The sequence below is a fragment of the Pseudomonas sp. A214 genome (assembly GCF_900156295.1).
GTDB classification, from domain to species: domain Bacteria; phylum Pseudomonadota; class Gammaproteobacteria; order Pseudomonadales; family Pseudomonadaceae; genus Aquipseudomonas; species Aquipseudomonas rhizophila.
On sequence record NZ_LT707062.1, the window covers coordinates 5,950,886 to 5,974,639 of the forward strand.

Annotated in this window: 21 protein-coding genes; 10 read left to right on the forward strand and 11 right to left on the reverse strand. The window is 59.9% G+C overall.

The window, feature by feature from the left end; all coding sequences use genetic code 11:
* Positions 1-195: 195 nt before the first annotated feature.
* From BW979_RS26705 to BW979_RS26715, 3 genes are all read left to right on the forward strand, one after another.
* Positions 196-4,044 carry a bifunctional diguanylate cyclase/phosphodiesterase gene (locus BW979_RS26705; protein ID WP_047230151.1) on the forward strand — a complete coding sequence of 1,283 codons (3,849 nt, stop codon included), beginning with the start codon at positions 196-198 and terminating at the stop codon, positions 4,042-4,044.
* A gap of 239 nt (positions 4,045-4,283) precedes the next feature.
* Positions 4,284-5,537 (forward strand): serine hydroxymethyltransferase, encoded by a 1,254-nt coding sequence (glyA, locus tag BW979_RS26710; protein WP_047230150.1) that lies wholly within the window; start codon positions 4,284-4,286, stop codon positions 5,535-5,537.
* A 200-nt stretch (positions 5,538-5,737) separates the two neighbouring features.
* Positions 5,738-6,268: a hypothetical protein gene (locus tag BW979_RS26715; RefSeq protein ID WP_076386400.1), complete on the forward strand. Its 531-nt coding sequence runs from the start codon at positions 5,738-5,740 to the stop codon at positions 6,266-6,268.
* Here BW979_RS26715 and BW979_RS27540 read toward each other — a convergent pair.
* Entirely contained in the window at positions 6,249-6,410 is a 162-nt protein-coding gene (locus BW979_RS27540; RefSeq protein WP_156893538.1) for a hypothetical protein, read from the reverse strand. The two genes, BW979_RS26715 and BW979_RS27540, sit on opposite strands and share 20 nt — an antisense overlap.
* A gap of 150 nt (positions 6,411-6,560) precedes the next feature.
* On the opposite strand from BW979_RS27540, the gene BW979_RS26720 reads away from it, so the two are divergent.
* From BW979_RS26720 to BW979_RS26730, 3 genes are read left to right on the forward strand one after another with little or no spacing between them, the layout of a single operon-like run.
* On the forward strand, positions 6,561-7,874 hold the full coding sequence (locus BW979_RS26720; protein ID WP_076386402.1) for a C4-dicarboxylate transporter DctA: 1,314 nt from the start codon (positions 6,561-6,563) through the stop codon (positions 7,872-7,874).
* Positions 7,875-7,933: 59 nt separating this feature from the next.
* Entirely contained in the window at positions 7,934-8,638 is a 705-nt protein-coding gene (locus BW979_RS26725; RefSeq protein ID WP_047230147.1) for a FadR/GntR family transcriptional regulator, read from the forward strand.
* A gap of 22 nt (positions 8,639-8,660) precedes the next feature.
* The gene (locus BW979_RS26730) at positions 8,661-9,380 is read left to right on the forward strand and encodes a GntR family transcriptional regulator (RefSeq protein ID WP_155417201.1); all 720 of its coding nucleotides are present in this window, start codon (positions 8,661-8,663) and stop codon (positions 9,378-9,380) included.
* Here BW979_RS26730 and yjiA read toward each other — a convergent pair.
* From yjiA to BW979_RS26745, 3 genes are all read right to left on the reverse strand, one after another.
* On the reverse strand, positions 9,372-10,340 hold the full coding sequence (gene yjiA, locus BW979_RS26735) for a GTPase (protein ID WP_047230146.1): 969 nt from the start codon (positions 10,338-10,340) through the stop codon (positions 9,372-9,374). The two genes, BW979_RS26730 and yjiA, sit on opposite strands and share 9 nt — an antisense overlap.
* A 310-nt stretch (positions 10,341-10,650) precedes the next feature.
* Positions 10,651-10,848: a YbdD/YjiX family protein gene (locus BW979_RS26740; RefSeq protein WP_047230563.1), complete on the reverse strand. Its 198-nt coding sequence runs from the start codon at positions 10,846-10,848 to the stop codon at positions 10,651-10,653.
* A 16-nt stretch (positions 10,849-10,864) separates the two neighbouring features.
* Positions 10,865-12,931, reverse strand: a complete 2,067-nt coding sequence (locus BW979_RS26745) for a carbon starvation CstA family protein (RefSeq protein WP_076386404.1) — start codon at positions 12,929-12,931, stop codon at positions 10,865-10,867.
* 159 nt (positions 12,932-13,090) lie between these two features.
* On the opposite strand from BW979_RS26745, the gene BW979_RS26750 reads away from it, so the two are divergent.
* Positions 13,091-13,459, forward strand: a complete 369-nt coding sequence (locus BW979_RS26750; protein ID WP_076386406.1) for a PilZ domain-containing protein — start codon at positions 13,091-13,093, stop codon at positions 13,457-13,459.
* A 31-nt stretch (positions 13,460-13,490) separates the two neighbouring features.
* Here BW979_RS26750 and radA read toward each other — a convergent pair whose 3' ends face one another.
* From radA to katB, 3 genes are all read right to left on the reverse strand, one after another.
* Positions 13,491-14,858, reverse strand: coding sequence for a DNA repair protein RadA (radA, locus tag BW979_RS26755; protein ID WP_030140305.1), 1,368 nt, complete (start codon positions 14,856-14,858; stop codon positions 13,491-13,493).
* Positions 14,859-14,901: 43 nt separating this feature from the next.
* Positions 14,902-15,453, reverse strand: coding sequence for an ankyrin repeat domain-containing protein (locus BW979_RS26760; protein WP_410479124.1), 552 nt, complete (start codon positions 15,451-15,453; stop codon positions 14,902-14,904).
* A gap of 148 nt (positions 15,454-15,601) precedes the next feature.
* Complete coding sequence (gene katB / locus BW979_RS26765) at positions 15,602-17,143, reverse strand: catalase KatB (protein ID WP_047229581.1); 1,542 nt, start codon at positions 17,141-17,143, stop codon at positions 15,602-15,604.
* 282 nt (positions 17,144-17,425) lie between these two features.
* Between katB and mscL the strand changes: the two genes are divergently transcribed.
* Positions 17,426-17,839 carry a large-conductance mechanosensitive channel protein MscL gene (gene mscL / locus BW979_RS26770; RefSeq protein ID WP_047229580.1) on the forward strand — a complete coding sequence of 138 codons (414 nt, stop codon included), beginning with the start codon at positions 17,426-17,428 and terminating at the stop codon, positions 17,837-17,839.
* Between the two features lie 56 nt (positions 17,840-17,895).
* Here the strand turns inward: mscL and BW979_RS26775 are convergent, their stop codons facing one another.
* Complete coding sequence (locus tag BW979_RS26775) at positions 17,896-18,672, reverse strand: ferredoxin--NADP reductase (RefSeq protein ID WP_076386408.1); 777 nt, start codon at positions 18,670-18,672, stop codon at positions 17,896-17,898.
* A gap of 291 nt (positions 18,673-18,963) precedes the next feature.
* On the opposite strand from BW979_RS26775, the gene BW979_RS26780 reads away from it, so the two are divergent.
* Both BW979_RS26780 and BW979_RS26785 read left to right on the forward strand, forming a co-directional pair.
* On the forward strand, positions 18,964-19,677 hold the full coding sequence (locus BW979_RS26780) for an autoinducer binding domain-containing protein (protein WP_047229578.1): 714 nt from the start codon (positions 18,964-18,966) through the stop codon (positions 19,675-19,677).
* A gap of 182 nt (positions 19,678-19,859) precedes the next feature.
* A complete protein-coding gene (locus tag BW979_RS26785) occupies positions 19,860-20,999 on the forward strand; it encodes a methyltransferase (RefSeq protein ID WP_076386410.1) in 1,140 nt (379 codons plus the stop codon).
* Positions 21,000-21,019: 20 nt separating this feature from the next.
* Here BW979_RS26785 and BW979_RS26790 read toward each other — a convergent pair whose 3' ends face one another.
* From BW979_RS26790 to BW979_RS26800, 3 genes are read right to left on the reverse strand one after another with little or no spacing between them, the layout of a single operon-like run.
* Complete coding sequence (locus tag BW979_RS26790) at positions 21,020-21,184, reverse strand: DUF2474 domain-containing protein (RefSeq protein ID WP_076386412.1); 165 nt, start codon at positions 21,182-21,184, stop codon at positions 21,020-21,022.
* 21 nt (positions 21,185-21,205) lie between these two features.
* Positions 21,206-22,213, reverse strand: a complete 1,008-nt coding sequence (cydB, locus tag BW979_RS26795; RefSeq protein ID WP_047229576.1) for a cytochrome d ubiquinol oxidase subunit II — start codon at positions 22,211-22,213, stop codon at positions 21,206-21,208.
* A 3-nt stretch (positions 22,214-22,216) separates the two neighbouring features.
* A complete protein-coding gene (locus BW979_RS26800) occupies positions 22,217-23,656 on the reverse strand; it encodes a cytochrome ubiquinol oxidase subunit I (RefSeq protein ID WP_047229575.1) in 1,440 nt (479 codons plus the stop codon).
* Between the last annotated feature and the right edge of the window lie 98 nt (positions 23,657-23,754).

Genomic DNA, 23,754 nt, shown 5'->3' on the forward strand with positions numbered 1-23,754 from the left:
TGCCGGCGGGCAGATAAAGCCTGGGGATCGGAGCTTGCGCGCTCTTGTTTGACCGGCAAAGCTACCTCAACCATCGGTCAAGGTCCAGCCACCAGGGGCTGGCACTTTGCCACAAGTCAAGGCATGCTAGCCGCCCTTTGGGCGTCCGGCTTATAGTGCACGTCGCGCCAGTCCAGCAAACTGCAGGATTACAGCTTGTCCAACGTCACGCCGACCCTGTCCCCACGCGCACCGACTGCTGCGAGCGGCTCGCCCCTGCGCGGGACATTGAAGGGCGCGCTGGCCACACTGGTGCTCTTGCTGCTTGGATTGCTCTTCTGGCAGTTGCTTGATCAATTGCGCGAAACCCAGCAGCAACAGCGCCAGTACACCATCGATTACACCGCCGACCTGGCCGCGCAAGTCAGCCTGAACATGGCCTTGAATGCGCAGATCGCCCTCAACCTGCTACCGATCGTCGAACAACCGCAGAGCGCCGACGAACAGCAGGCCCTGCTGCGCAAACTCCAGCAATCGTTGCCCGAGCTACGCAGCCTGGCGTTGCTGAGCCCTTCCGGCCGGGTGCTCAGCGACAGTGATCCTGCCAGCCACGATGCCGATTACCTGGCAGAGCTGGTACGGCGCAGTCGGGCCCAGGCGCACTATTTCAGCAATGCCGATGACGGCTCCGTGGTGCATCTGTTGTTGCACCAGGCCAGCGGCAGCAGCCGCAGCTATTGGGCGCTGCGCCTGACCCCAACCTTCTTCTCGACCCTGACCAAGCAGGCCGATACAGGCATGCGCCCACTGTGGCTGGTGGAAAACCGCCTCAACCAGCAAATCATCAGCCGGGACGAAAGCCTGCCCTCGGCCAGCCCTACCCGGCTGTCCCCGGATGATCTGAGCAACACCGTGCTGACCGTGCCCCTGAGCAGCAGCGACTGGCAATTGCGTGGACTGTTCGACCGGCGCCAGGTGCTGGAGCAATTGCTGCCGGCCTTCATCGGCAAATGCCTGCTAGGCCTGGCGTTTTCAATGCTGCCGGTGATCGCGCTCTTGAGCATGCGCCGTCGCCAGCGTCAGTTGCACGAGGGCCGCCGACGCTACCAGGATATTTTCGAAGGCACCGGCGTCGCGCTCTGCGTGCTTGACCTGTCGAGCCTCAAGGCATTTTTTGAAAGGACCGGCCTGCGCAACGGCGACCAGTTGCGCGCCTGGTTGGCCATCCCTCACCAGCTTGAACAACTGCAGCAGGAAGTTCACGTCACCGAGGTCAATCAGATGGCGTTGAAGCTGCTCAACGTCAACTCCTGCGAGCGGGCCTGGCAACTGCTGGTCGGCAATGCTGCCCAGGACAACAACCCAGTGGGTTCGAAGCTGCTCGAAGCGCTGCTCGACCAGCACAAGCAGTTGGAGCTGGAAATCAAGCTGCAGGACGCCCATGGCCGTGATCAGCACCTATGGCTGGTGCTGCGTCTGCCGGAAAAACAGCAGGACTACAACGCCGTCATCCTGAGCATCAGCGACATTACCAGCCGCAAGCTGATCGAACTGTCGCTGCTCGAACGCGAAGGCTTCTGGTCCGACGTGGTGCGCACCGTACCGGACCATCTCTATGTGCAAGACGTGATCAGCCAGCGGATGATCTTCAGCAACCATCACCTGGGACAGACCCTGGGGTACGACCGCACCGAACTGCACCAGATGGGCGAATACTTCTGGGAAATCCTGCTGCACAGCGAAGACGCCGACCACTATCACAACTTGCGCCAGGCACAACGCCAGGCCGGGTATGCGCAACTGCTGCAATGCCAGCTGCGCTTTCGCCATCGCAATGGCAAGTGGCGGCGCTTCGACATTCGCGAACAAGCCCTGGCCCGGGACCGGCACGATCAGGTGACACGCATCATCGGCGTAGCCAAGGACATCACCGAACAGATCGAAGCCAGCGAATCGCTACGCGACAGCGAACAACGCTACCGGATGCTCGCCGAAAGCATCAGCGACGTGATTTTCTCCACCAACAGCAAGCTTTCGCTCAACTACGTCAGCCCCTCGGTGCAAGCAGTGCTGGGCTACAGCGCTGACTGGATATTCCAGAACGGCTGGCAATCGACCATCGCCAACCCGCAACAACTGACCGGCATCTACACCTTGATGGATCGGGTCAGCAAAGCCCTCGACAAGCCTGAGCAACTGGCCGAGTTGCGCAACCAGATGCAGACCCAGCTGTTTCTGTTCGACTGCCTGCGCGCCGACGGGCGCAAGATCCCCATCGAGCTACGGTTGGTGCTGGTGTGGGATGAGCACGGCGCGTTCGAAGGCGTGCTGGGCGTGGGCCGCGATATCAGCCAGCAACGACGCGCCGAAAAAGACCTGCGCATGGCCGCCACGGTATTCGAGCATTCGACCTCGGCGATCCTGATCACCGACCCGGCCGGTTACATTGTCCAGGCCAACGAAGCCTTCAGCCGCGTCAGCGGGTATGCGGTGTCGCAGGTGCTGGACCAGTTGCCCAACATGCTGACCGTGGACGAGCAGCAGGAAGCCCACCTGCGCTACGTACTCAAGCAGTTGCAGCAACACAGCACCTGGGAAGGCGAGGTCTGGCTCAAGCGCCGCAATGGCGAGCACTATCCGGCCTGGGTCGGCATTACGGCGGTGCTGGACGATGAAGGCGACCTGGCCAGCTACGTGTGCTTCTTCAGCGACATCAGCGAACGCAAGGCCAGCGAACAGCGCATCCATCGCCTGGCCTACTACGACGCGTTGACCCACCTGCCCAACCGCACGCTGTTTCAGGATCGCCTGCACACCGCGCTGCAATCGGCCGAGCGCCAGAAAAACTGGGTCGTGCTGATGTTCCTCGACTTGGACCGCTTCAAGCCGATCAACGACTCCCTGGGCCACGCCGCCGGCGACCGGATGCTCAAGGAAATGGCCACGCGGCTGCTCGGCTGCGTGGCCGACGACGACACCGTGGCGCGCATGGGCGGCGACGAATTCACCCTGCTGCTGCAACCGCGTTCCAGCCGCGAAATGGCGCTCAACCGGGCGATCAACGTGGCCGAGCAGATCCTCGCCAGCCTGGTCCGACCGTTCGTACTGGAAGGTCGGGAGTTCTTCGTCACCGCCAGCATCGGTATCGCCCTGAGCCCTCAGGACGGCAACGAGCTGAGTCAGCTGATGAAGAACGCCGACACGGCCATGTATCACGCCAAGGAGCGCGGCAAGAACAACTTCCAGTTCTACCAGGCCGACATGAACGCCAGCGCCTTGGAACGACTGGAGCTGGAAAGCGACCTGCGCCACGCCCTGGAGCAGAACGAGTTCGTGCTGTATTACCAGCCACAGTTCAGCGGCGACGGCAAACGCCTGACCGGCGCCGAGGCCTTGCTGCGCTGGCGCCATCCACGACGCGGGCTGGTGCCGCCAGGGGACTTCATCCCGGTCCTCGAAGAGCTCGGGTTGGTGGTGGACGTCGGTGACTGGGTGATCAGCGAAGCCTCTCGACAGCTCAAGACCTGGCACCAGGCCAAGGTCCGGGTGCCGAAAGTCTCGGTCAACATTTCGGCCCGGCAGTTCTCCGATGGCCAGCTCGGCACGCGCATCGCCAACATCCTGCGTAGCACCGGCCTGCCGCCGGCCTGTCTGGAACTGGAACTGACCGAAAGCATCCTGATGCGTGAAGTCAGCGAGGCGATGCAGATCCTGGCCGGGCTGAAAAACCTGGGCCTGAGCATCGCCGTGGATGACTTCGGCACCGGTTATTCGTCCCTCAACTACCTCAAGCAATTCCCCATCGACGTGTTGAAAATCGACCGCACCTTTGTCGATGGCCTGCCATCCGGCGAACAGGACGCCCAGATCGCCCGGGCGATCATCGCCATGGCCCACAGCCTCAACCTGGCGGTGATTGCCGAAGGGGTCGAAACCCACGAGCAACTGGACTTTCTGCGCGAGCACGGCTGCGATGAAGTCCAGGGCTACCTGTTCGGCCGGCCGATGCCGGCCAACCGGTTTGAGGCGCAGTTCAGCAATGATGCGCTGTTCATGCTCGACTGAAAGCTTGTGCTGGCCGGGCGGGCCTCATCGCGAGCAGGCTCGCTCCCACAATTGCTTTTGGCTGTCCTTGGAATAGACATACACCACAGCCCCCCTGTGGGAGCGAGCCTGCTCGCGATGAGGCCAGTACAGGCAGCGTGAATCCCATTCGTCCGCGACATGACGTCCTTTCATATGCCTTCCAAAACCGGTTGGGTTAGAATGCCCCCCTTTTCTGCCCCCGATCCTTGAGGACCGCCATGTTCAGCCGTGATTTGACTATTGCCAAGTACGACGCCGATCTCTTTGCCGCCATGGAGCAAGAAGCTCAGCGCCAGGAAGAGCACATTGAGCTGATCGCTTCGGAAAACTACACCAGCCCCGCGGTGATGGAAGCTCAAGGCTCGGTACTGACCAACAAGTACGCCGAAGGCTATCCAGGCAAGCGCTACTACGGTGGTTGCGAGTTCGTCGACGTGGTCGAGCAACTGGCCATCGACCGCGCCAAGGAACTGTTCGGTGCCGACTATGCCAACGTCCAGCCTCACGCCGGTTCCCAGGCCAACGCCGCCGTCTACCTGGCGCTGCTGTCGGCCGGTGACACCATTCTGGGCATGAGCCTGGCCCACGGCGGTCACCTGACCCACGGCGCCAGCGTTTCGTCCTCGGGCAAGCTGTACAACGCCATCCAGTACGGCATCGACGGCAATGGCCTGATCGACTACGACGAAGTCGAGCGCCTGGCACTCGAGCACAAGCCGAAAATGATCGTGGCCGGTTTCTCCGCCTACTCGCAGATCCTCGACTTCCCACGTTTCCGCGAAATCGCCGACAAGGTCGGTGCCTACCTGTTCGTGGACATGGCGCACGTTGCGGGCCTGGTTGCCGCTGGCGTCTACCCCAACCCCGTGCCATTCGCCGACGTCGTCACCACCACCACCCACAAGACCCTGCGCGGCCCACGTGGTGGCCTGATCCTGGCTCGTGCCAACGCCGACATCGAGAAAAAGCTCAACTCCGCCGTATTCCCCGGCGCCCAGGGTGGCCCGCTGGAACACGTGATCGCCGCCAAGGCGATCTGCTTCAAGGAAGCGCTGCAGCCTGAGTTCAAGGCTTACCAGCAACAAGTGGTGAAAAACGCCAAGGCCATGGCCGGCGTATTCATCGAGCGTGGCTTCGACGTAGTGTCCGGCGGGACCGAGAACCACCTGTTCTTGCTGTCGCTGATCAAGCAGGACATCTCCGGCAAAGACGCCGACGCAGCGCTGGGCAAGGCGTTCATCACCGTGAACAAGAACTCGGTGCCCAATGACCCACGCTCCCCGTTCGTCACCTCCGGCCTGCGCTTTGGCACCCCGGCCGTGACCACCCGTGGTTTCAAAGAAGCCGAGTGCAAGGAGCTGGCTGGCTGGATCTGCGACATCCTGGCGGACCTGAACAACGAAGCGGTGATCGACGCCGTTCGCGAGAAGGTCAAGGCGATCTGCAAAAAGCTGCCGGTATACGGCGCTTAATCAGCCCGTTACACCTCAGTAAGAAAGGCCTCCATTGAAAGATGGGGGCCTTTTTCATGGGCGCAAACAATTACCCCAAATAATTAACCCCCACGCTTATCTAATGTCTTGCAATACACACACCACCACCGACAGCTAATAAATCAATAATATCGCTCCATAACTGCACACTTCATAAACCCAACGAGGAGTCGAATCACATGGACCGTGATCAATCTTTTAACGCCACACTTCGAATGTTTGACAACCACGTCAACCTGCTTGAAATACTTCATGGCAAACCCGCGATGGCCACCGTGAGTTTATTCAGCGGCGGCTTCTTTACCGGCCGCCCGCAAACCCACGACCACTCCAGCCTGCTCGGCATGCGCCCCAAAAATCAGGGTCAATCCAGCAACCCATTGAAATTGCATTTGCGACACACCCCGAACGGCTACAACCTGGTCATTAAAAACACGGGGGAACATGAAAACAAACTTGTCGGTAAACGCTGGCTTGAGGTTCTCGGCGCACAGGACTCCGGCACGGATGATCCGATGTTCTTTACCCTCGTTGATCATCAGAACAACGCCATCACCCGGCAGAATATTTCCACGCCGCATTTACCTGTCTCGTTCATGACAAAAAACAAAAAATATATCGGCGGATTGAAAGTTCGAGGCTCGCCTTATATTTATCTCGCCGAGACAGAAGAAAAATCGAAAGTAACATTCATCCTAAGTGTTCTTTAAAGAACATGTCGATATCTTTGTGGCGAGTGGGCTGATCCCTCGCCACAGGGAGCTGTGGCGCACTGCTTGCCACCCACATTTTTTTCACTGCAACAAACGGCTCAAGCACAAGGGTTCCGGCCAAACTGGTAAGACCGGTCATGCCAAATCTCTACAGATCAGCTTGCACAGCAGCGAAAACAGGGCCTAGACTGCGCCTGCACTGGACAAACCGGTAAGACCACAATAATGAAGTCCTGACGCCAACAGCTCTATTGACGGCGAAAAGGACACCGAACCAGGAATCCCTCCCATGCTCAAATGGTGCTCGCGTTCGATCTTCCTTCAAGTTGTCCTCGGATTGGTGCTCGGCATCGTCTGTGGACTGACCCTTCCCGAATACTCCGCACAGCTCAAACCCCTCGGCGACGGCTTTATCAAGCTGATCAAGATGCTCATCGGCCTGATCGTGTTCTGTGTGGTAGTCAGCGGCATCTCGGGTGCCGGAGACCTCAAGAAGGTCGGGCGCATTGGCCTCAAGTCGGTCATCTACTTCGAAGTATTGACCACCATCGCCTTGGTCATCGGTCTGGTGCTTGCCTTCAGCACCGGTATCGGCAGTGGTGCGAACATCCACCTGGAACAACTCTCCAGCGCGGACATGGGGGATATCGCCCAGCGTGGCGAGCACCTGGTCACCACCACCCAGTTCCTCATGAACCTGATCCCAACCTCGGTGCTCGGGGCCTTCGCTGAAAACAACATTCTGCAAGTGCTGTTGTTCTCCGTGCTGTTTGGCAGCGCCTTGAACCTGGTGGGCGATGCAGCGTCCGGCATCTCGCGGTTGATCAACGAACTGAGCCACGTGATCTTCCGCATCATGGGCATGATCGTGCGTCTGGCCCCCATTGGGGTCTTCGGGGCCATCGCCTTCACTACCAGCAAATATGGCCTGGACTCACTGCAACACCTGGGCAGCCTGGTGGGCCTGTTCTACCTGACCTGCATCGCCTTCGTTGCGCTGATCCTCGGCTTGGTGATGCGTGTCTCGGGCCTGCCGATGTTGCCGTTTCTCAAATACCTGCGTGAAGAGCTGCTTATCGTGCTCGGTACGGCCTCTTCCGACGCCGTGCTGCCACAGATCATGCGCAAGCTTGAGCACCTGGGGATCGGCAGTTCCACCGTCGGCCTGGTGATTCCGACCGGCTACTCGTTCAATCTGGACGGTTTTTCGATCTATCTGACCCTGGCGATTGTGTTCATTGCCAACGCCACCGGCACACCTCTGGCCATGAGTGATTTGCTGACCATCCTGCTGGTGTCACTGATCACCTCCAAGGGCGCCCACGGGATTCCCGGCTCGGCGCTGGTGATCCTGGCTGCCACGTTGACGGCCGTCCCGGCGATCCCGGTGGTTGGCCTGGTGCTGGTACTGGCGGTGGATTGGTTCATGGGCATCGGCCGGGCCCTGACCAACCTGATTGGCAACTGCGTGGCCACCGTGGCGATTGCCCGCTGGGAAAAAGACATCGATGTCCCTCGGGCGCGCAAGGTACTGTCCGGCCAACACGGTTATACCTTCCAATCCAGGAAACCGGTGGGCACTGCCCATCAGCAGCAATTCTGAAAGACTGCGGTGCCGGCCCGCGAACCGGTACCGCCTGATTGATTTTCGAGGAGTCACCAGTGATCAGTTCATCAACCGTCGTCAATTCCGTAGTGGAGAAACTACGTGCCGCCCTCGCTCGGGGCCAATGGCGCTCGGGCGACATGCTGCCCGGCCAGCGCGAGCTGGCCGAGCAATTGGGCATCAGCCGACCAAGCCTGCGCGAAGCGGTGATTGTCCTGGAAACCCTGGGGCTGGTGCGTTCGATGCCCGGCAAGGGCGTCGTGGTGCTGGAGGCCAACTTCACCGACACCGCCAATGAAGGCAGCGCCATGGCCGGCGCCAGCCTGGAGGACGTGCTGCAACTGCGCTACACCCTGGAGCCTTTCATCGTCGGCCTTGTGGCGCAATCCATCAGCAGCAAGGAGGTCGGCCAGTTGCGCCTGACCCTCATGGACATGCGCGAAGCGTTGGAGGCCAACGACAGCGACGCTTGCGCCAACGCCTACATTGCCTTCCATGAAGAGCTGTTTGCCTTGACGTCCAACCCGATTTTTCAAAACGTGGTCCAGCAGACCAGCAACGCGCTCAAGCAAAGCGCCGATGTGTTGCGCAATTCACCCCAGCATCTGGCCGAACGCCTGGAGGAAAACGAAGCCGTGGTGCGCGCCATCCGCGCCAAGAACAGCGCCCAGGCCAGCACCGAAATGCGCCGGCATATCCTCAGGGAAGGCCAGCGCATGGGCATCGAACTGAACATTCCGGACGACAACCTCGGCACTTGAGCCACACCCTGCGGAGACCGCCATGAACAACCTCATGCCCCACCCGGATCAGCCTGAGCGTAACGTGCTCGCGTCCCTGTCGCTGCCCGGTCGGGTCGGCAAACCGTCGGTGGACGATATCTACCCGCGGATCTTCGACGCCATCCTCGAACAACGCATTGCTCCGGCCAGCCGTTTCACCGAGGAAAGCCTGGGGGATGTGTTCGGTGTCAGTCGCAGCATCATTCGCCGTGTCCTGGCGCGCCTGTCCCACCAGCAAGTGGTGATCCTGCGGCCCAACCATCGGCCCCAGGTGGCGGCACCGGACCTGGAACAGACCCGGCAAATCCTGCATGCCCGGCGCCTGGCCGAACAGACCCTGGTGCGCCTGGCCTGCAAGGCGCCGCAGCCCAAGGACCTGCAGCGCCTACGCGATCTGATAGAGCGCGAGCGCCAGTGCCTGGATCGCGGCGAACGCGGCCCGGCGATTCGCCTGTCCGGCGAGTTTCACCTGCAATTGGCGACCATGGCCGGGAATGCGCCGTTGGCGCAGTTTCTCGGCAGCCTCGTGCCATTAACCTCGCTGGCCCTGGCGCGGCATGAGCTCAAGTCCCGCAGACATTGCGCCTGGCAGGAGCATTTGGCGATCGTAGACGCGATAGAACGTGGCAACGCTGATCAAGCGTTGCAACTGATGAGCGAGCACCTGGACCATCTTGAGCAAAAGCTGCTGATGGCCGCAGGCACCGGGACGTCAAAGTAGCGCGGCTTCGAAGCCTGCGCGGATCTTCTCTTCGGGCAACTCGTCGGCGATGAACACAATGACGCTCTCCCGTGCTTCGCCTGGCGCCCATTCGGTGTCCCAGTCAAAACCGTACAGTTTGAGTACGCCCTGGAACACCAGTCGTCGGGATTCGCCAGCGATGCTCAGTACCCCCTTGTAGCGCAGCAACTGCTTGCCGTGCTCCTCCAGCAACTGGTTCATGAACTCGCTGAGTTTGTCGATATCCAGCGGTTTGTCGGTGCGAAGCACGAGGCTGCTGATGCGATCCCCGGTGCTTGCCTTGCCCACCGGTCGCAGGCTGAACCCCGCCCCCAGGTCTGCGTTGAGATTGAAGCCGCGGATGTCGAGCAGTTCGGCCAGATCGATCTTGCCGTGCTCCACCACCCTGATCGGCGCCCGTCGGTTGATCCGCGTCAGTCGTTCGCCAAGGGCTTGGACATGGGCTGCGTCCACCAGATCGGTCTTGCTCAGCAGCAGACGGTCGGCAAACCCGACCTGGGCCTGGGCAATGGCCTGGGTCAGGTGGATCTCGGCGTGAGCGGCGTCCACCAGGGTCAGGATACCGTCGAGGATGTAGCGCTCGCGCAGGTCCTCATCGATAAAAAATGTCTGGGCCACAGGGGCCGGATCGGCCAGGCCGGTGCATTCGATCACCAGGCGATCAAAGGCAATTTCGCCGCTGTCCAGCCGTTCGAGTAGCAGGTACAGGGCTTTGGTCAGGTCAGTGTGAATGGTGCAGCACACGCAGCCATTGGCCAGGGTCATGACTTGCACCGGCTCATCGCCCAACAGCTGGGTATCGATGCCGGCATCGCTGAATTCATTCTCGATCACGGCGATTTTCAGGCCGTGCTCGGCCTTGAGCAAATGACGCAAAAGCGTGGTCTTGCCGGCGCCGAGGAAGCCGCTGAGGATGGTGACCGGGATGGGAGAGGACAACGTGATTCTCCTGTTGCGAAATTAAAAGAAGAGCACAGAACCCATGTGGAGGCGAGGCAAACTGTTGCGATGCCTTCGCGAGCAGGCTCGCTCCCACAAGGGGATCGGTGGTGTATGCAAATGTTGAGATCCCCCCAAAACAACTGTGGGAGCGGTGGCATATGCAAATCCCGAGGCCATCCTAAAACAACTGTGGGAGCGAGCCTGCTCGCGATGGCGGTGGATCAGTCAACATCATCGTAACTGACCCGACGCCATCGCGAGCAAGCTCGCTCCCACAGGGTTACCTCATCAACCTGAAATCAGTTGATCAACAGCACTTGGGTCCCGCCTTGCCACCGTATCGGGCTTCCTGGCGTTCGCGGAAGAACGCCTCGTAGTCCATCAGCGGTTTGTCCGGGTGTTTGCTTTGCATGTGCTCGACGTAGTTGTCGTAGTCGGGCATGCCGACCATCAGGCGGGCGGCCTGACCGAGGTATTTACCGAGGCGACTCAAGTCATTGAACATCGTTGCAATCCTCGATTCAGGCGTCCGGCACGGCCTGGAAGGGCGCTTCTTTATCCGTGCGTTCCTTGTGACCCCAGGCAGCGATGCCGACCTTGAGCGCGTAGAACAGGATGCTGAAGACCACCAGCAGGAACAACACCGTCAGCGTTGCGTTGGTGTAAGCGTTGTACACCACGTGCTGCATCTGCTCGATGCTCTTGGCCGGGGCCAGGATCTGGCCGGCGGCCAGGGCATCGTTGTATTTGCGCGCCAGGGCCAGGAAGCCGATCGCCGGGTTGGCGTCGAACAGCTTGATCAGGCCCGCCGTGGTGGTGCAGATCAGCAGCCAGACCGCCGGCAGCATGGTCACCCAGACGTAGCGCTGGCGCTTCATCTTGATCAGTACCACGGTGCCGAGCATCAGGGCGATACCGGCCAGCATCTGGTTGGAGATGCCGAACAGCGGCCACAAGGTGTTGATGCCGCCCAGCGGATCGATCACGCCCTGGTACAACAGGTAGCCCCACAGCGCCACACAGCCGGCGGTGGCGATCAGGTTGGCAACCCAGGATTCGGTCCGCTTGAGGGCCGGGACGAACGAGCCCAGCAGGTCCTGCAGCATGAAGCGCCCGGCACGGGTGCCGGCGTCTACCGCCGTGAGGATGAACAGCGCCTCGAACAGGATTGCGAAGTGGTACCAGAACGCCATGGTGTTCTCACCCGGCAACACCGAGTGCAGGATCTGCGCGATCCCCACCGCCAGCGTCGGCGCACCGCCGGCACGGGCCAGGATGGTGGTCTCGCCGATGTCATTGGCCACCGCCTGCAGCGCTTCGGGGGTGATTGCAAAGCCCCAGCTGCTGACAGTCTGCGCCACGCTCACCACATCACCGCCGACGATCGCCGCCGGGCTGTTCATGGCGAAGTACACACCCGGCTCGATCACCGAAGCGGCGACCATTGCCATGATGGCCACGAACGACTCCATCAGCATGCCGCCGTAACCGATGTAGCGGGCGTTGACTTCGTTATCGAGCATCTTCGGCGTGGTGCCCGAAGAGATCAGCGCGTGGAAACCCGAAACCGCGCCACAGGCGATGGTGATGAACAGGAACGGGAACAATCCGCCCTTCCACACCGGGCCCGTGCCGTCGGTGAACTGGGTCAGTGCCGGCATTTTCAGCTCGGGCATGGTGACCAGGATGCCGATCGCCAGGGCGACGATGGTGCCGATCTTCAAGAAGGTGGACAGGTAGTCGCGCGGCGCCAGGATCAGCCAGATCGGCAACACCGCGGCAACAAAACCGTAGCCGATCAGCATCCAGGTGATTTGCACGCCGGTGAAGGTGAAGGCCTCGGCCCAGACCGGGTCTGCGGCCACTTGCCCGCCGAGCCAGATCGAACCCAGCAGCAACAGCACGCCGATGAGGGAGATTTCACCGATGCGGCCCGGGCGGATGTAGCGCATGTAGATGCCCATGAACATCGCGATCGGGATGGTCGCCATCACCGTGAAGATCCCCCACGGGCTCTCGGCCAGGGCCTTGACCACGATCAGCGCCAGCACCGCGAGGATGATGATCATGATCAGGAAGCAGCCGAACAGCGCGATGGTGCCGGGAACGCGGCCCATCTCTTCGCGGACCATGTCGCCCAGGGAGCGACCGTTGCGACGGGTGGACAGGAACAGGACCATGAAGTCCTGCACGGCACCGGCCAGCACCACCCCGGCGATCAGCCAGAGCGTACCGGGCAGGTAGCCCATCTGCGCCGCCAGTACCGGCCCGACCAGCGGCCCCGCACCGGCAATGGCCGCGAAGTGGTGGCCGAACAGGATGTGTTTGTTGGTCGGGACATAGTCCAGGCCATCGTTGTTGAGCACGGCGGGGGTGGCCCGGCGCGCATCGAGTTGCATCACGTTATTGGCTATGAACAGGCTGTAGTAGCGGTAGGCGACCAGGTAGATGGCCACGGCTGCGACGACGATCCAGAGGGCGTTGATCGCCTCTCCCCGACGCAATGCCACGACGCCCAGGGCGCTCGCTCCCAAGACGGCCAGCAGTAGCCAGGGTATGTGGCGCAGCAGGCTATTATTATTTGTCATTTTTATATTCCGGCCAGGGTGGACAAGAAAGACAGCCATCGGAGTTTAGCGCTAACGAGAACAAAGGCCACCCCCGACATTTGTCTGCCAGCAGCCCAACGGTGACGACGGCGCGCCAGTTGGGTCTATAGTCAATCAATCTTCAGAAAGGAATACGTAATGAGCGAACGCCGCCGCTTCGTACGAATCGAGTTCCATGCCCGAACCGAGCTGAGTCAGGGCAAGGACGAGGACAAACTGACTTGGCCGGTCGAACTGCTGGACCTGTCTCTCAAGGGCCTGCTGATCAAAAAGCCCGAGCCCTGGCTTGGCAATCCCGAGAAGACTTTCGTAGCCGACATTCACTTGAGCAACGACGTGGAAGTGCGGATGGAGGTCCGGTTAACCCACGACGACCATGGCCATCTGGGCTTTGTCTGCGAGCATATCGACCTGGACTCCATCGCCCATCTGCGCCGGCTGGTGGAGTTGAACCTCGCCGATCAGGCTGAGCTGGAGCGGGAGTTGGCGGCGTTGGTACAGATCTGAATAACCCTGCACCACACAGCAGGCCTCGGAGTTATTCGAACAACGCATCCAGCGCCTGTTCCAGGCGGGTCACGGCAATGATCTGCAACCCGGCAGGCGCTTCCTTCGGCGCGTTGCCCTTGGGCACGATGGCGCGTTTGAAGCCGTGCTTGGCCGCCTCCTTGAGTCGCTCCTGTCCACTGGGCACCGGCCGGACTTCCCCCGACAGCCCCACTTCACCGAACACCAGCAGATCATGGGGCAGCGGCCGATTGCGCAGGCTGGACATGACCGCCGCCATCAACGCCAGGTCAGACGCGGTTTCCAATACTTTGACGCCGCCCACCACGTTGAGGAAAACATCCTGATCATGGGTAGGAATGCCACCGTGTCGATGCAGGACCGCCAGCAGCATGGCGAGCCGATTCTGATCCAGCCCCAAGGTGACCCGACGCGGGTTCGCCAAATGGCTGTCATCCACCAGCGCCTGAACCTCCACCAGCATCGGCCGGGTGCCTTCCCAGGTCGCCATGACCACACTGCCCGGCACTTCTTCCTGGGCGCGCGTGAGAAAAATCGCCGAAGGATTCGAGACTTCTTTCAAGCCTCTGTCGGTCATGCCGAACACACCCAATTCATTGACGGCGCCAAAGCGATTCTTCACTGCCCGCAACAAACGCAGGCGACCGTCGGATTCGCCCTCGAAATACAACACGGTATCCACCATGTGCTCCAGCACCCGCGGGCCTGCCAGCGCGCCTTCCTTGGTGACGTGGCCCACCAGGAAAATCGCCGTACCGCTCTGCTTGGCATACCGCACCAGCAACGCCGCGCTTTCACGCACCTGTGACACGCCGCCCGGCGCCGATTGCAGTTGTTCGGTGAAAATCGTCTGGATCGAGTCGATCACCATGACCTTGGGTTTTTCCAGGCGGGCCGTGGCGATGATGGTTTCGATGCACGTCTCGGTCATGACCCGCAGTTGATCCTGGGGCAGCCCCAGACGCCGGGCGCGCATGGCGACTTGCTGCTGGGATTCCTCGCCAGTGACGTACAGCGCCGGCATGCGCGTGGCCAGGTTGCACAAGGTTTGCAACAGGATGGTGGACTTGCCGATGCCCGGGTCCCCGCCAATCAGCACGACCGAACCGTCCACCAGACCACCGCCCAATACGCGGTCCAGCTCGCCGGACGCGGTGGAAAACCGTGGAATTTCCTCGACGCTGACTTCGGCCAGGGTCTTGATTTGCGCCTGCTGACCGGCCCACCCCGTGCGACCGGTGGGGGCTGCGGCACCGCCACTCTCCACCATGGTTTCGGTCAAGGTGTTCCAGGCACCGCACTCACTGCACTGGCCGGCCCATTTGGGAAAGGTCGAGCCGCACTCGGTGCAGCCATACATGCGCTTTGCCTTGGCCATCTGAACTCCGGGATAAAAACCGCGATGATAGCCCACGCGGGGGTCAGCGCGGGGCCGGCATTCTGATTTCACCGTTGGCCAGGTTCGCCGCGGTATTGCCCAGCGGATCCTGGGCCTGCAGGTCCGCCCCTTTGGCCGCCAAGGCGTCGAGCAACTCGACGCGCTTGAACAGGCCGGCGTACATCGCTGCGGTCTGTCCGGCGCCGTTGCGCTGGTCCGGGTTGCAATCGGTGGACAACAAACGGCGCGCGATCTGCACTTGGCCCTTGAAAATGGCGCCCATCAGCGCCGTGTTGCCCCGGTTGTCCTGGGTGCAGGCATCGGCGCCAGCGGCCAGCAGCCGCTCCACCGCCGCGCCATGGCCGTGGTAAGCGGCCAGGATCAGCGCGGTGTAGCCCTTTTCGTCCTGGGTGTTGAGCGAGTAACCAGCCTCGATAAAGGTCTCGAGCATCGGCACGTCGCCCCGCCGGGCGGCGTCGAAGTAATAAGTTTGCAACTGCTCTTGTACAACCACCGGATCGGTGGGCACGGGCTGATCGGCCCATACGCTCAACGACCCGATTGCGAGCATCGAAAACAGGAAGTTACGCAGCATGACGTCTCCTTGGCGCAAGGCTGTAGATGCAGGGCTGTGGGAGCATGGCTTGCCCGCAACGCAGACGACTCGGTCTGGCTTCAGACCGCAGCGCCTGCTTCGCGAGCAAGCTTTGCTCCCACGGGTTATGCACGTGCCAGGCTGTGGATCAGTCGCTGAGTTTTTCCGCCAGCGCCTTGACCCGGGTCAGATCGCCTTTGGCGACACGGGCTACACCGGTGCCGTATTCAGGATCAGCCTTGTAGAGGAACGACAGGATGATGTGCTTGCTCTCCTCATCGGTGGTCGCCAGCGATCCGCCGAAGCTTTCGATCAGGTCATTGCGCTCTTTCTGGTTGAACGAGCGGTACAGGTCACCGGCTTGCTTGAAGTTCTGCTCACGCTGGATCTTCGCCTGCTGGGTACTGCCAGTCAGCGCGGTCTGGCTGTAGCGTGCCGTTGGCTGTTCCTGGCGAGGCATCAGGCGGCTCGGCTGATAATTCACGCCGGTGCTGGTGGCGCCCGAATTCATCGCGCCGTCCTGGTTGCCATTGTTGACCGCCACCTTCGGCGCATTGATGGGCAACTGAAGCGCGTTGGGTCCCACTCGATACATTTGCGTATCGGCATAGGAGAACACCCGCCCCTGCAACAGTCGATCTTCCGACGGCTCGATGCCCGGAACAAGATTGGCCGGCGCCATCGCCACTTGCTCGGTTTCCTGGAAAACATTCGCCGGGTTACGGTTCAAAACCATTTGCCCGACTTTGCGTTCAGGCACACCCGGCCAGATTTTTGTCGCATCAAGAGGATCGAAATCAAACGTGGAAAGGTCCTGCGGGTTCAACACCTGAACGTACAAGTCCCATTTCGGGAAGTCGCCCTTATTAATATGACTCACCAGATCGTTAGTCATATGGCTGTAATCTTGCCCCTGAACTTTCACAACTTCTTTCGGATCGAGATTTTTCAGGCCCTGCAAACTTTTCCAATGAAACTTTACGTAGTGAACTTCACCCTTTGCATTCACCAACTTGTAGGCATGCACACCGTTACCGTCCATTTCACGATAACTGGCCGGCGTGCCGGAGTTGGAATACAACTCGGTCAGCGTGCGCGTTGCTTCGGGCACGTGAGAAAAGAAATCGAAACGGCGGGCGTCATCATCCAAGTTGGTCCGAGGGTCGGGTTTGAAAGCATGGACCATGTCTGGAAACTTGATGGCATCGCGAATGAAGAAGGTCGGGAAGTTGTTACCCACCAGATCCCAGTTACCCTCGGCCGTGTAGAACTTGGTGGCAAAGCCACGGGGGTCACGCAGGGTTTCCGGCGAATGGTTGCCATGCACTACAGCAGAAAAACGCACGAACACCGGCGTGGCCTGGCCAGCGGCGAAGACTTTGGCCTTGGTCAGATCACTGAGGTCGTCGGTGACTGTAAATGTGCCATGGGCACCGGTTCCTCGTGCATGCACCACGCGCTCGGGGATGCGCTCGCGGTCGAAGCGCTGGAGTTTCTGGATCAGTTGCACGTCTTGCAACAAGGTCGGCCCGTTAGGACCGGCTGTTTGCGAGTTCTGGTTGTCGCCCACGGCCGCACCGTTATCGCGGGTCAGGGTGGCCGCGTTGACGGACAAGGACAACAGGCTGGCGGTGAGCACAAAAAAAGCACGGCGAGGGGTAAAAGTCCCGCCGCCAAGGGAAATGTTCATAGGCGTTTCCTCTGATGTTATAGAGCGCATCCATGTGCGCCTTGCAGAGGCTAGTGCTCTAAAAAGAAAAACCTAAATAGAAATGCCGCACCGATCCGATAGAAAAATCCTTATAGGGAATCGGCTCGGGACCGCGTATCACGCGCGATTGATGGCACTTTGTAAACTTTTCCTCCTGTCCCGAGTCGATAACTGAAGCTTTTTAAGCAGGCGTTTCGAGCAGGACGCGTTTGGCTGATTTACACTGCCACCATCCACTTCATCTGTCACAAGGAACAACTCATGGGCGTGATTAACGAGTTCAAGGCCTTCGCGGTCAAAGGCAATGTCGTCGACATGGCCGTCGGGATCATTATCGGTGCTGCTTTCGGCAAAATCGTTTCGTCCTTCGTTGGCGACGTCATCATGCCTCCGATCGGCCTTTTGATTGGCGGGGTGGACTTCAGCGACCTGGCCATCACACTCAAGGCGGCACAAGGCGATGCGCCGGCGGTGGTATTGGCCTATGGCAAATTCATTCAAAGCACCATTGATTTCATCATTGTGGCGTTCGCCATTTTCATGGGCGTCAAGGCCATCAACCGTCTCAAGCGCGAAGAAGCCGTTGCTCCCAGCGCGCCACCGGTTCCGACCAAGGAAGAACTGTTGCTGAGCGAAATTCGCGACCTGCTCAAGGCCCAGAACGAGAGGCCCTGACTCACGCTTCGCCGCCTGTGGCGTGGGTTTTTATCTCCTCGCCACAGGCGCCTTTGCTACCAATAGTTTTCCACGGCCACCTGACCCGGCCGACGGCTGAGACTCAGTTGCAGGCCCCTGGCCTTGAGCAGCTTGCGCGTGTCATCGATCATCTGCGGATTGCCGCACAACATCACCCGCGAGTGTTCCGGCGTCAGCTCGATGTCAGCCGCCCTTTCCAACTCGCCATTTTCGATCAGTGTCGTGATTCGTCCGCTGAGCGCACCGGGATGCTGTTCACGGGTGACGGTCGCGATGAAACGAAACTTGTGGGCGTAGCCGGCCAGGTAGTCGCGCTGGGTCAACCCTTTGATCAGCTCCTGATATGCCAGCTCCCGTGCCTCGCGGACGCTGTACACCAGGACGATCGTCTCGAATTTTTCCCATGCTTCGAAATCCTGGAGAATCGAGAGGAACGGTGCGACGCCCGTTCCCGTGGACAGCAGCCACAAATCGCGCCCGTCAACGAAACGATCAAGCGTCAGGTAGCCAAAGGCCTGGCGATCAACCAGCAGGCTGTCGCCTGGCTGCAGCCGACTCAGTTCGCTGGTGAACTCGCCGTCCGGTACCACGATGGAAAAAAACTCGAGGAATTCATCGAACGGCGAAGACACCATGGAATATGCCCGCCAAACGATGGTGCCATCCGCTTTAGCGACCCCGAGCCGGGCGAACTGGCCCGCCCGAAAACGAAAACCGCGATCCCGTGTGGTACGCAACGTAAACAAATGAGGTGCCACGGGCTGCACATCGAGCAAGGTTTGACGGGTGAACTTCTCTGAGCTGTCGATCATGAGCCACTCCAACGAGACAAGACTTACAGTGTCCCGCAAAGTGAGCCCCTTCACCACTGACAACGAGTAGTGGCACTTTAGCTACTAATGCCTCCGTCGCCGAGCATATCTTCTACCAGACTTATACAAAACTATCCCAACTGTAAAATCATACTCAAAAAGTTTATTTCTTAAACATTTCAAACTGTAAGCAAATAAAAAAAAGCTCACTGCAATTTAAGAATAGTCCTACACTAAAAATTCGCATCATGGATTGGATCCGCATGGACGAACTCAACCCAGGAGAGAGCGATGGACAAGTGGAAGGACTTGCTGTTGAGGAAGTTATCCTGTGAAAAGGACTTACAGACGGCCTATCGTCTAGTCCTGAATTTCTTTAACAATCAGGGATTTGAATATTGTGCATTCTCAGCCTATCTCGGAAGCCCGGACAAGCATACCAACAAGGTAAACCTGAATAACTACCCTTATGGATGGGACAGACTATATGAACAGAACGGCTATGCATCGAACGACCCACTAGTAGCACATTGCAATCAATCACCGCTTCCAATCTTGTGGGATGAGACTGTTTTTGCTCAGGCCCCCAAGTTGTGGCGAGAACTTAATCGTCAGGGACTCAAGTATGGCTGGACCCAGGCCGTTCATGATGAACAGGGGGCACACTGCAGCCTTTTCAGCCTGGCCCGGACTCATTGCCCCATCGATATCGACGAGCATTACGCAAATCTGGGCTATGCCATTTTCGCCAGTCAAAGATTGCATGCGCTGGCCAGCAAAAAACTGGCTGACGCTGCCGCGACTCCACAAAAATGTCATTTATCACCCAGAGAGATCGAAGTATTGAGGTGGTCGGCCGAAGGCAAGACGGCTTCGGAAGTGGGCAGAATCCTCTGCCTCTCCGAGCGCACCGTGAACTTCCATGTGTGCAGTTGCATGCGAAAGCTGAACGTCAACAACAAAATCTCAGCGGTAGCCAAGGCGGCCCACATCCATGTGATCTGAACCGTGCGGCGCACTTACCAACCTGAAAAAACCCGCGAGTAATGCCTGGAAAAAAAACGTACCATTTACGGCTCCACTTGAATGATGACGCGCCCAGTACGCGACGAAGTTCATTCAGGCGGTCCCGCTGAGACACCTGCCCCGGGGCAGCGGGACATTCGTTGATCTCCAGAGTCCCAGCCATGCCCTTGCTCGACAGTCCCTTCGCCCAACTTGACCTGATCCGCCAACCCGAACAGCAGAACGAACCGCTGCAAGCCTTTGACGCAGCCGACGAATACCTGCTCGCGTATCTGGCCGAGCAACAGCCGCTCGCCGATACCCGGGTCCTGGTCCTCAATGACAGCTTTGGTGCCCTGGCGGCGAGCCTTGCCGGCAAGGTTGAAGTCATCAGCAGCAGCGACTCGTACCTGGCCTTGCAGGCGCTGGAGAAAAACCTGGTGCGCAACGGCCTGCCCTTTGATGCAGTGCCGACGTTGCCGGCCAGTGAACCGTTGACCGGACCTTTCAACCGCGTCCTGATCAAAGTGCCGAAAACCCTGGCCCTGCTGGAAGAACAGTTGATTCGCCTGCAAGGCCAATTGGCCCCCGGCGCCCAGGTGATTGCTGCTGCGATGGTCAAGCATCTGCCACGGGCCGCCGGTGACCTGCTGGAACGCTACGTTGGCCCGGTGCAGGCCTCGCTGGCAGTGAAAAAAGCTCGCTTGTTGATCGCCACGCCAGAAGCGCTCCAGCCAGAAACCCGAGTGCCGACCGCATCCCCCTACCCCACGCGCTATTGGTTGGAAGAGCCAAAGATCGAATTGCTCAACCACGCCAACGTGTTCTGTCGCGAAGGCCTGGACATCGGCACCCGGGCATTTCTGCCGCATCTGCCAAAGAACCTGGGCACCGCCCGCGTCGCGGACCTGGGGTGCGGCAACGGTGTACTGGCAATCGCCAGCGCCCTGCAGAATCCCGAGGCCCACTACACCCTGGTGGATGAATCGTACATGGCCGTGCAGTCGGCCGCCGAGAACTGGCGCGCCGCCCTGGGCGAGCGTGAGGTGACCATACGAGCTGGGGACGGTCTGGCCGGGCAAGAGCCGCAATCATTGGACGTAGTGCTGTGTAATCCGCCTTTCCACCAACAGCAGGTGGTGGGCGACTTCCTCGCCTGGCGGATGTTTCAGCAGGCGCGCGAAGCACTGGTGGTCGGCGGCGCGCTGTACATCGTCGGCAATCGGCACCTGGGCTACCACAGCAAACTGGCGCGGTTGTTCCGGGGTGTCGAACAAGTGGCCGCAACCCCGAAATTCGTCATCCTCAAGGCCCGCAAATAATTTGACCCTGCCCGGGAGCGTCAGTGGGTGGTCAGCCCTGCGGCGTTCATGAACATCCGCATCAGGCTGGCGACGATAAACAGCGCCAGTACACTGCCGGCCCAGATCAGCGCCAGCCAGCCAAGTCGCTGCCAGAGCGGCTTCTTTTCAGCCGCTTCGATGTCTTTCAAATCAGGCTTGGCCATTTTCAATGCCTCGCAGGTCAATCAATGGTAGCCGTCGTCATGGGTCACCTTGCCCCGGAACACGTAGTAGCTCCAGAAGGTGTACACCAGAATCAAAGGAATGATGAACAGCGTCCCGACCAGCATGAACCCCTGGCTCTGTGGCGGTGACGCCGCGTCCCAGATGGAGATGGATGGCGGCACGATGTTCGGCCACAAGCTGATGCCCAGACCGCTGTAACCGAGGAAGATCAGCGCCAGCGTCAGAATGAACGGCGTGTAGTTGGCGTTGCGGGCAACGGCGCGAAACAACCCGTACATGGTCACCAGCACCAGGATCGGTACCGGCAGGAACCAGAACAGATTCGGCAGGGTAAACCAGCGCGCCGCGATATCGGCGTGAGCCAGCGGAGTCCAGATACTGACGATACCGATCACCGCCAGCACCCCGAACGCCAGCGGCCTGGCCAGGTTATGCATCTGCTCCTGCAACTTGCCTTCGGTTTTCATGATCAGCCAAGTGCAGCCGAGCAAGGCGTAGGCGACGATCAAGGCCAGGCCACAGAAGACGGTGAACGGTGTGAACCAGTCCAGGGAGCCGCCGGCGAACTGGCGATCGACCACTTCGAATCCATCAATGAACGCCCCCAACGCCACTCCCTGGAAGAAGGTGGCCGTCAGGGAACCGCCGATGAACGCCTTGTCCCACAGATGGCGCTTGTGAGCCTTGGCCTTGAAGCGAAACTCAAAGGCCACGCCGCGGAAAATCAGCCCGATGAGCATCAGGATCAGCGGCAGGTACAGCGCCGAAAGCACTACCGAATAAGCCAGCGGAAACGCCCCGAACAGGCCCGCGCCGCCCAGCACCAGCCAGGTTTCGTTACCGTCCCAGACCGGCGCTACGGTGTTCATCATCACGTCACGATCACGCTCAGCCTTGATGAAGGGGAAAAGAATGCCGATCCCCAGGTCAAAGCCATCCATGATCACGTACATCATGATGCCGAAGATGATGACCACGGCCCAGATCAGCGGAAGATCAATACCCATGACTCAATTCCCCTTGTGCGAGCTGTCGTTATGGTCCACTTCGTCGTCGCCATCATCGGCGGCCGACAATGGACGGGCCGGGGTACGTTTCTGACCCGGGCCACCGTCGGCCGGCTCATCTTCATGGGCTTCCGGCCCTTTGCGCACCAGGCGCATCATGTAGCTCAGCCCCGCACCGAACAGCGCGAAATACACCACGACGAACAGCACAAGCGTGATGCTCATCTGCGCAAAGCTGTGGCCGGAGGAAGCATCGGCCGTGCGCATCAGGCCGTAGACCACCCAGGGCTGGCGACCGATTTCGGTGGTGAACCAGCCTGCCAGGATCGCGATCAGGCCGGACGGCCCCATCCACAAGACCATATGAAGGAACGGTCGAGACTGGTAGAGCCGGTCGTTGCGGCGCAACCAGAGACTGCACAGACCGGTGAAGATCATCAGCAGCCCCAGGCCCACCATGATCCGGAACGACCAGAACACAATGGTCGAATTCGGTCGGTCTTCAGGCGGAAACTCCTTGAGGGCCGGCACCTGCTTGTCCAGGCTATGGGTCAGGATCAGGCTGCCCAGGTAGGGGATTTCCACGGCGAACCGGGTCTTTTCCGCCTGCATGTCCGGCCAGCCAAACAGGATCAGCGGGGTAGGCTCATTGCCGACGTTTTCCCAGTGACCTTCGATGGCCGCGATCTTGGCCGGTTGATGCTTGAGGGTGTTGAGGCCATGGAAGTCGCCAATGACGGCCTGGATCGGCGCCACCAGCAACGCCATCCACATCGCCATCGAGAGCATGCGGCGAATGGCCGGGGTATCCCGACCGCGCAACAAGTGCCAGGCCGCCGACGAACCGACGAAAAACGCCGTGGCGACAAACGCTGCCGTGGACATGTGCAACAGGCGATAGGGGAACGAGGGGTTGAACACCACCGCCAGCCAGTCCACCGGGATGACCCGGCCATCGATGATTTCGTAGCCCTGGGGAGTCTGCATCCAGCTGTTGGAGGACAGGATCCAGAACGTCGAGATCAGCGTGCCGATCGCTACCATGACTGTGGAAAAGAAATGCAGACCGCGCCCGACGCGGTTCCAACCGAACAGCATCACCCCCAGGAACCCGGCTTCGAGGAAGAACGCCGTGAGCACCTCGTAAGTCAGCAGCGGCCCGGTGACCGCACCGGCAAAGTCAGAGAAACGGCTCCAGTTGGTGCCGAACTGATAGGCCATGACCAAACCGGATACCACACCCATGCCGAAGTTGACGGCAAAGATCTTCGACCAGAAGTGGTACAGGTCGCGGTAGGTGTCGTCGCGGGTCTTGAGCCACAAGCCCTCGAGTACCGCCAGGTAACTCGCCAGGCCGATGGTGATGGCCGGGAACAGGATATGGAACGAGATGGTGAACGCGAACTGGATTCGGGCGAGATCGAGCGCCTCCAAACCGAACATAAGTCTTCCTCTGTCAGGTAAAACCGGCTGCGGGCGGGGCTTGCATCGCAACCTCCAGGGATATGGAGTGCGATGCTTTTCAAATCGTTCTTTTTTTA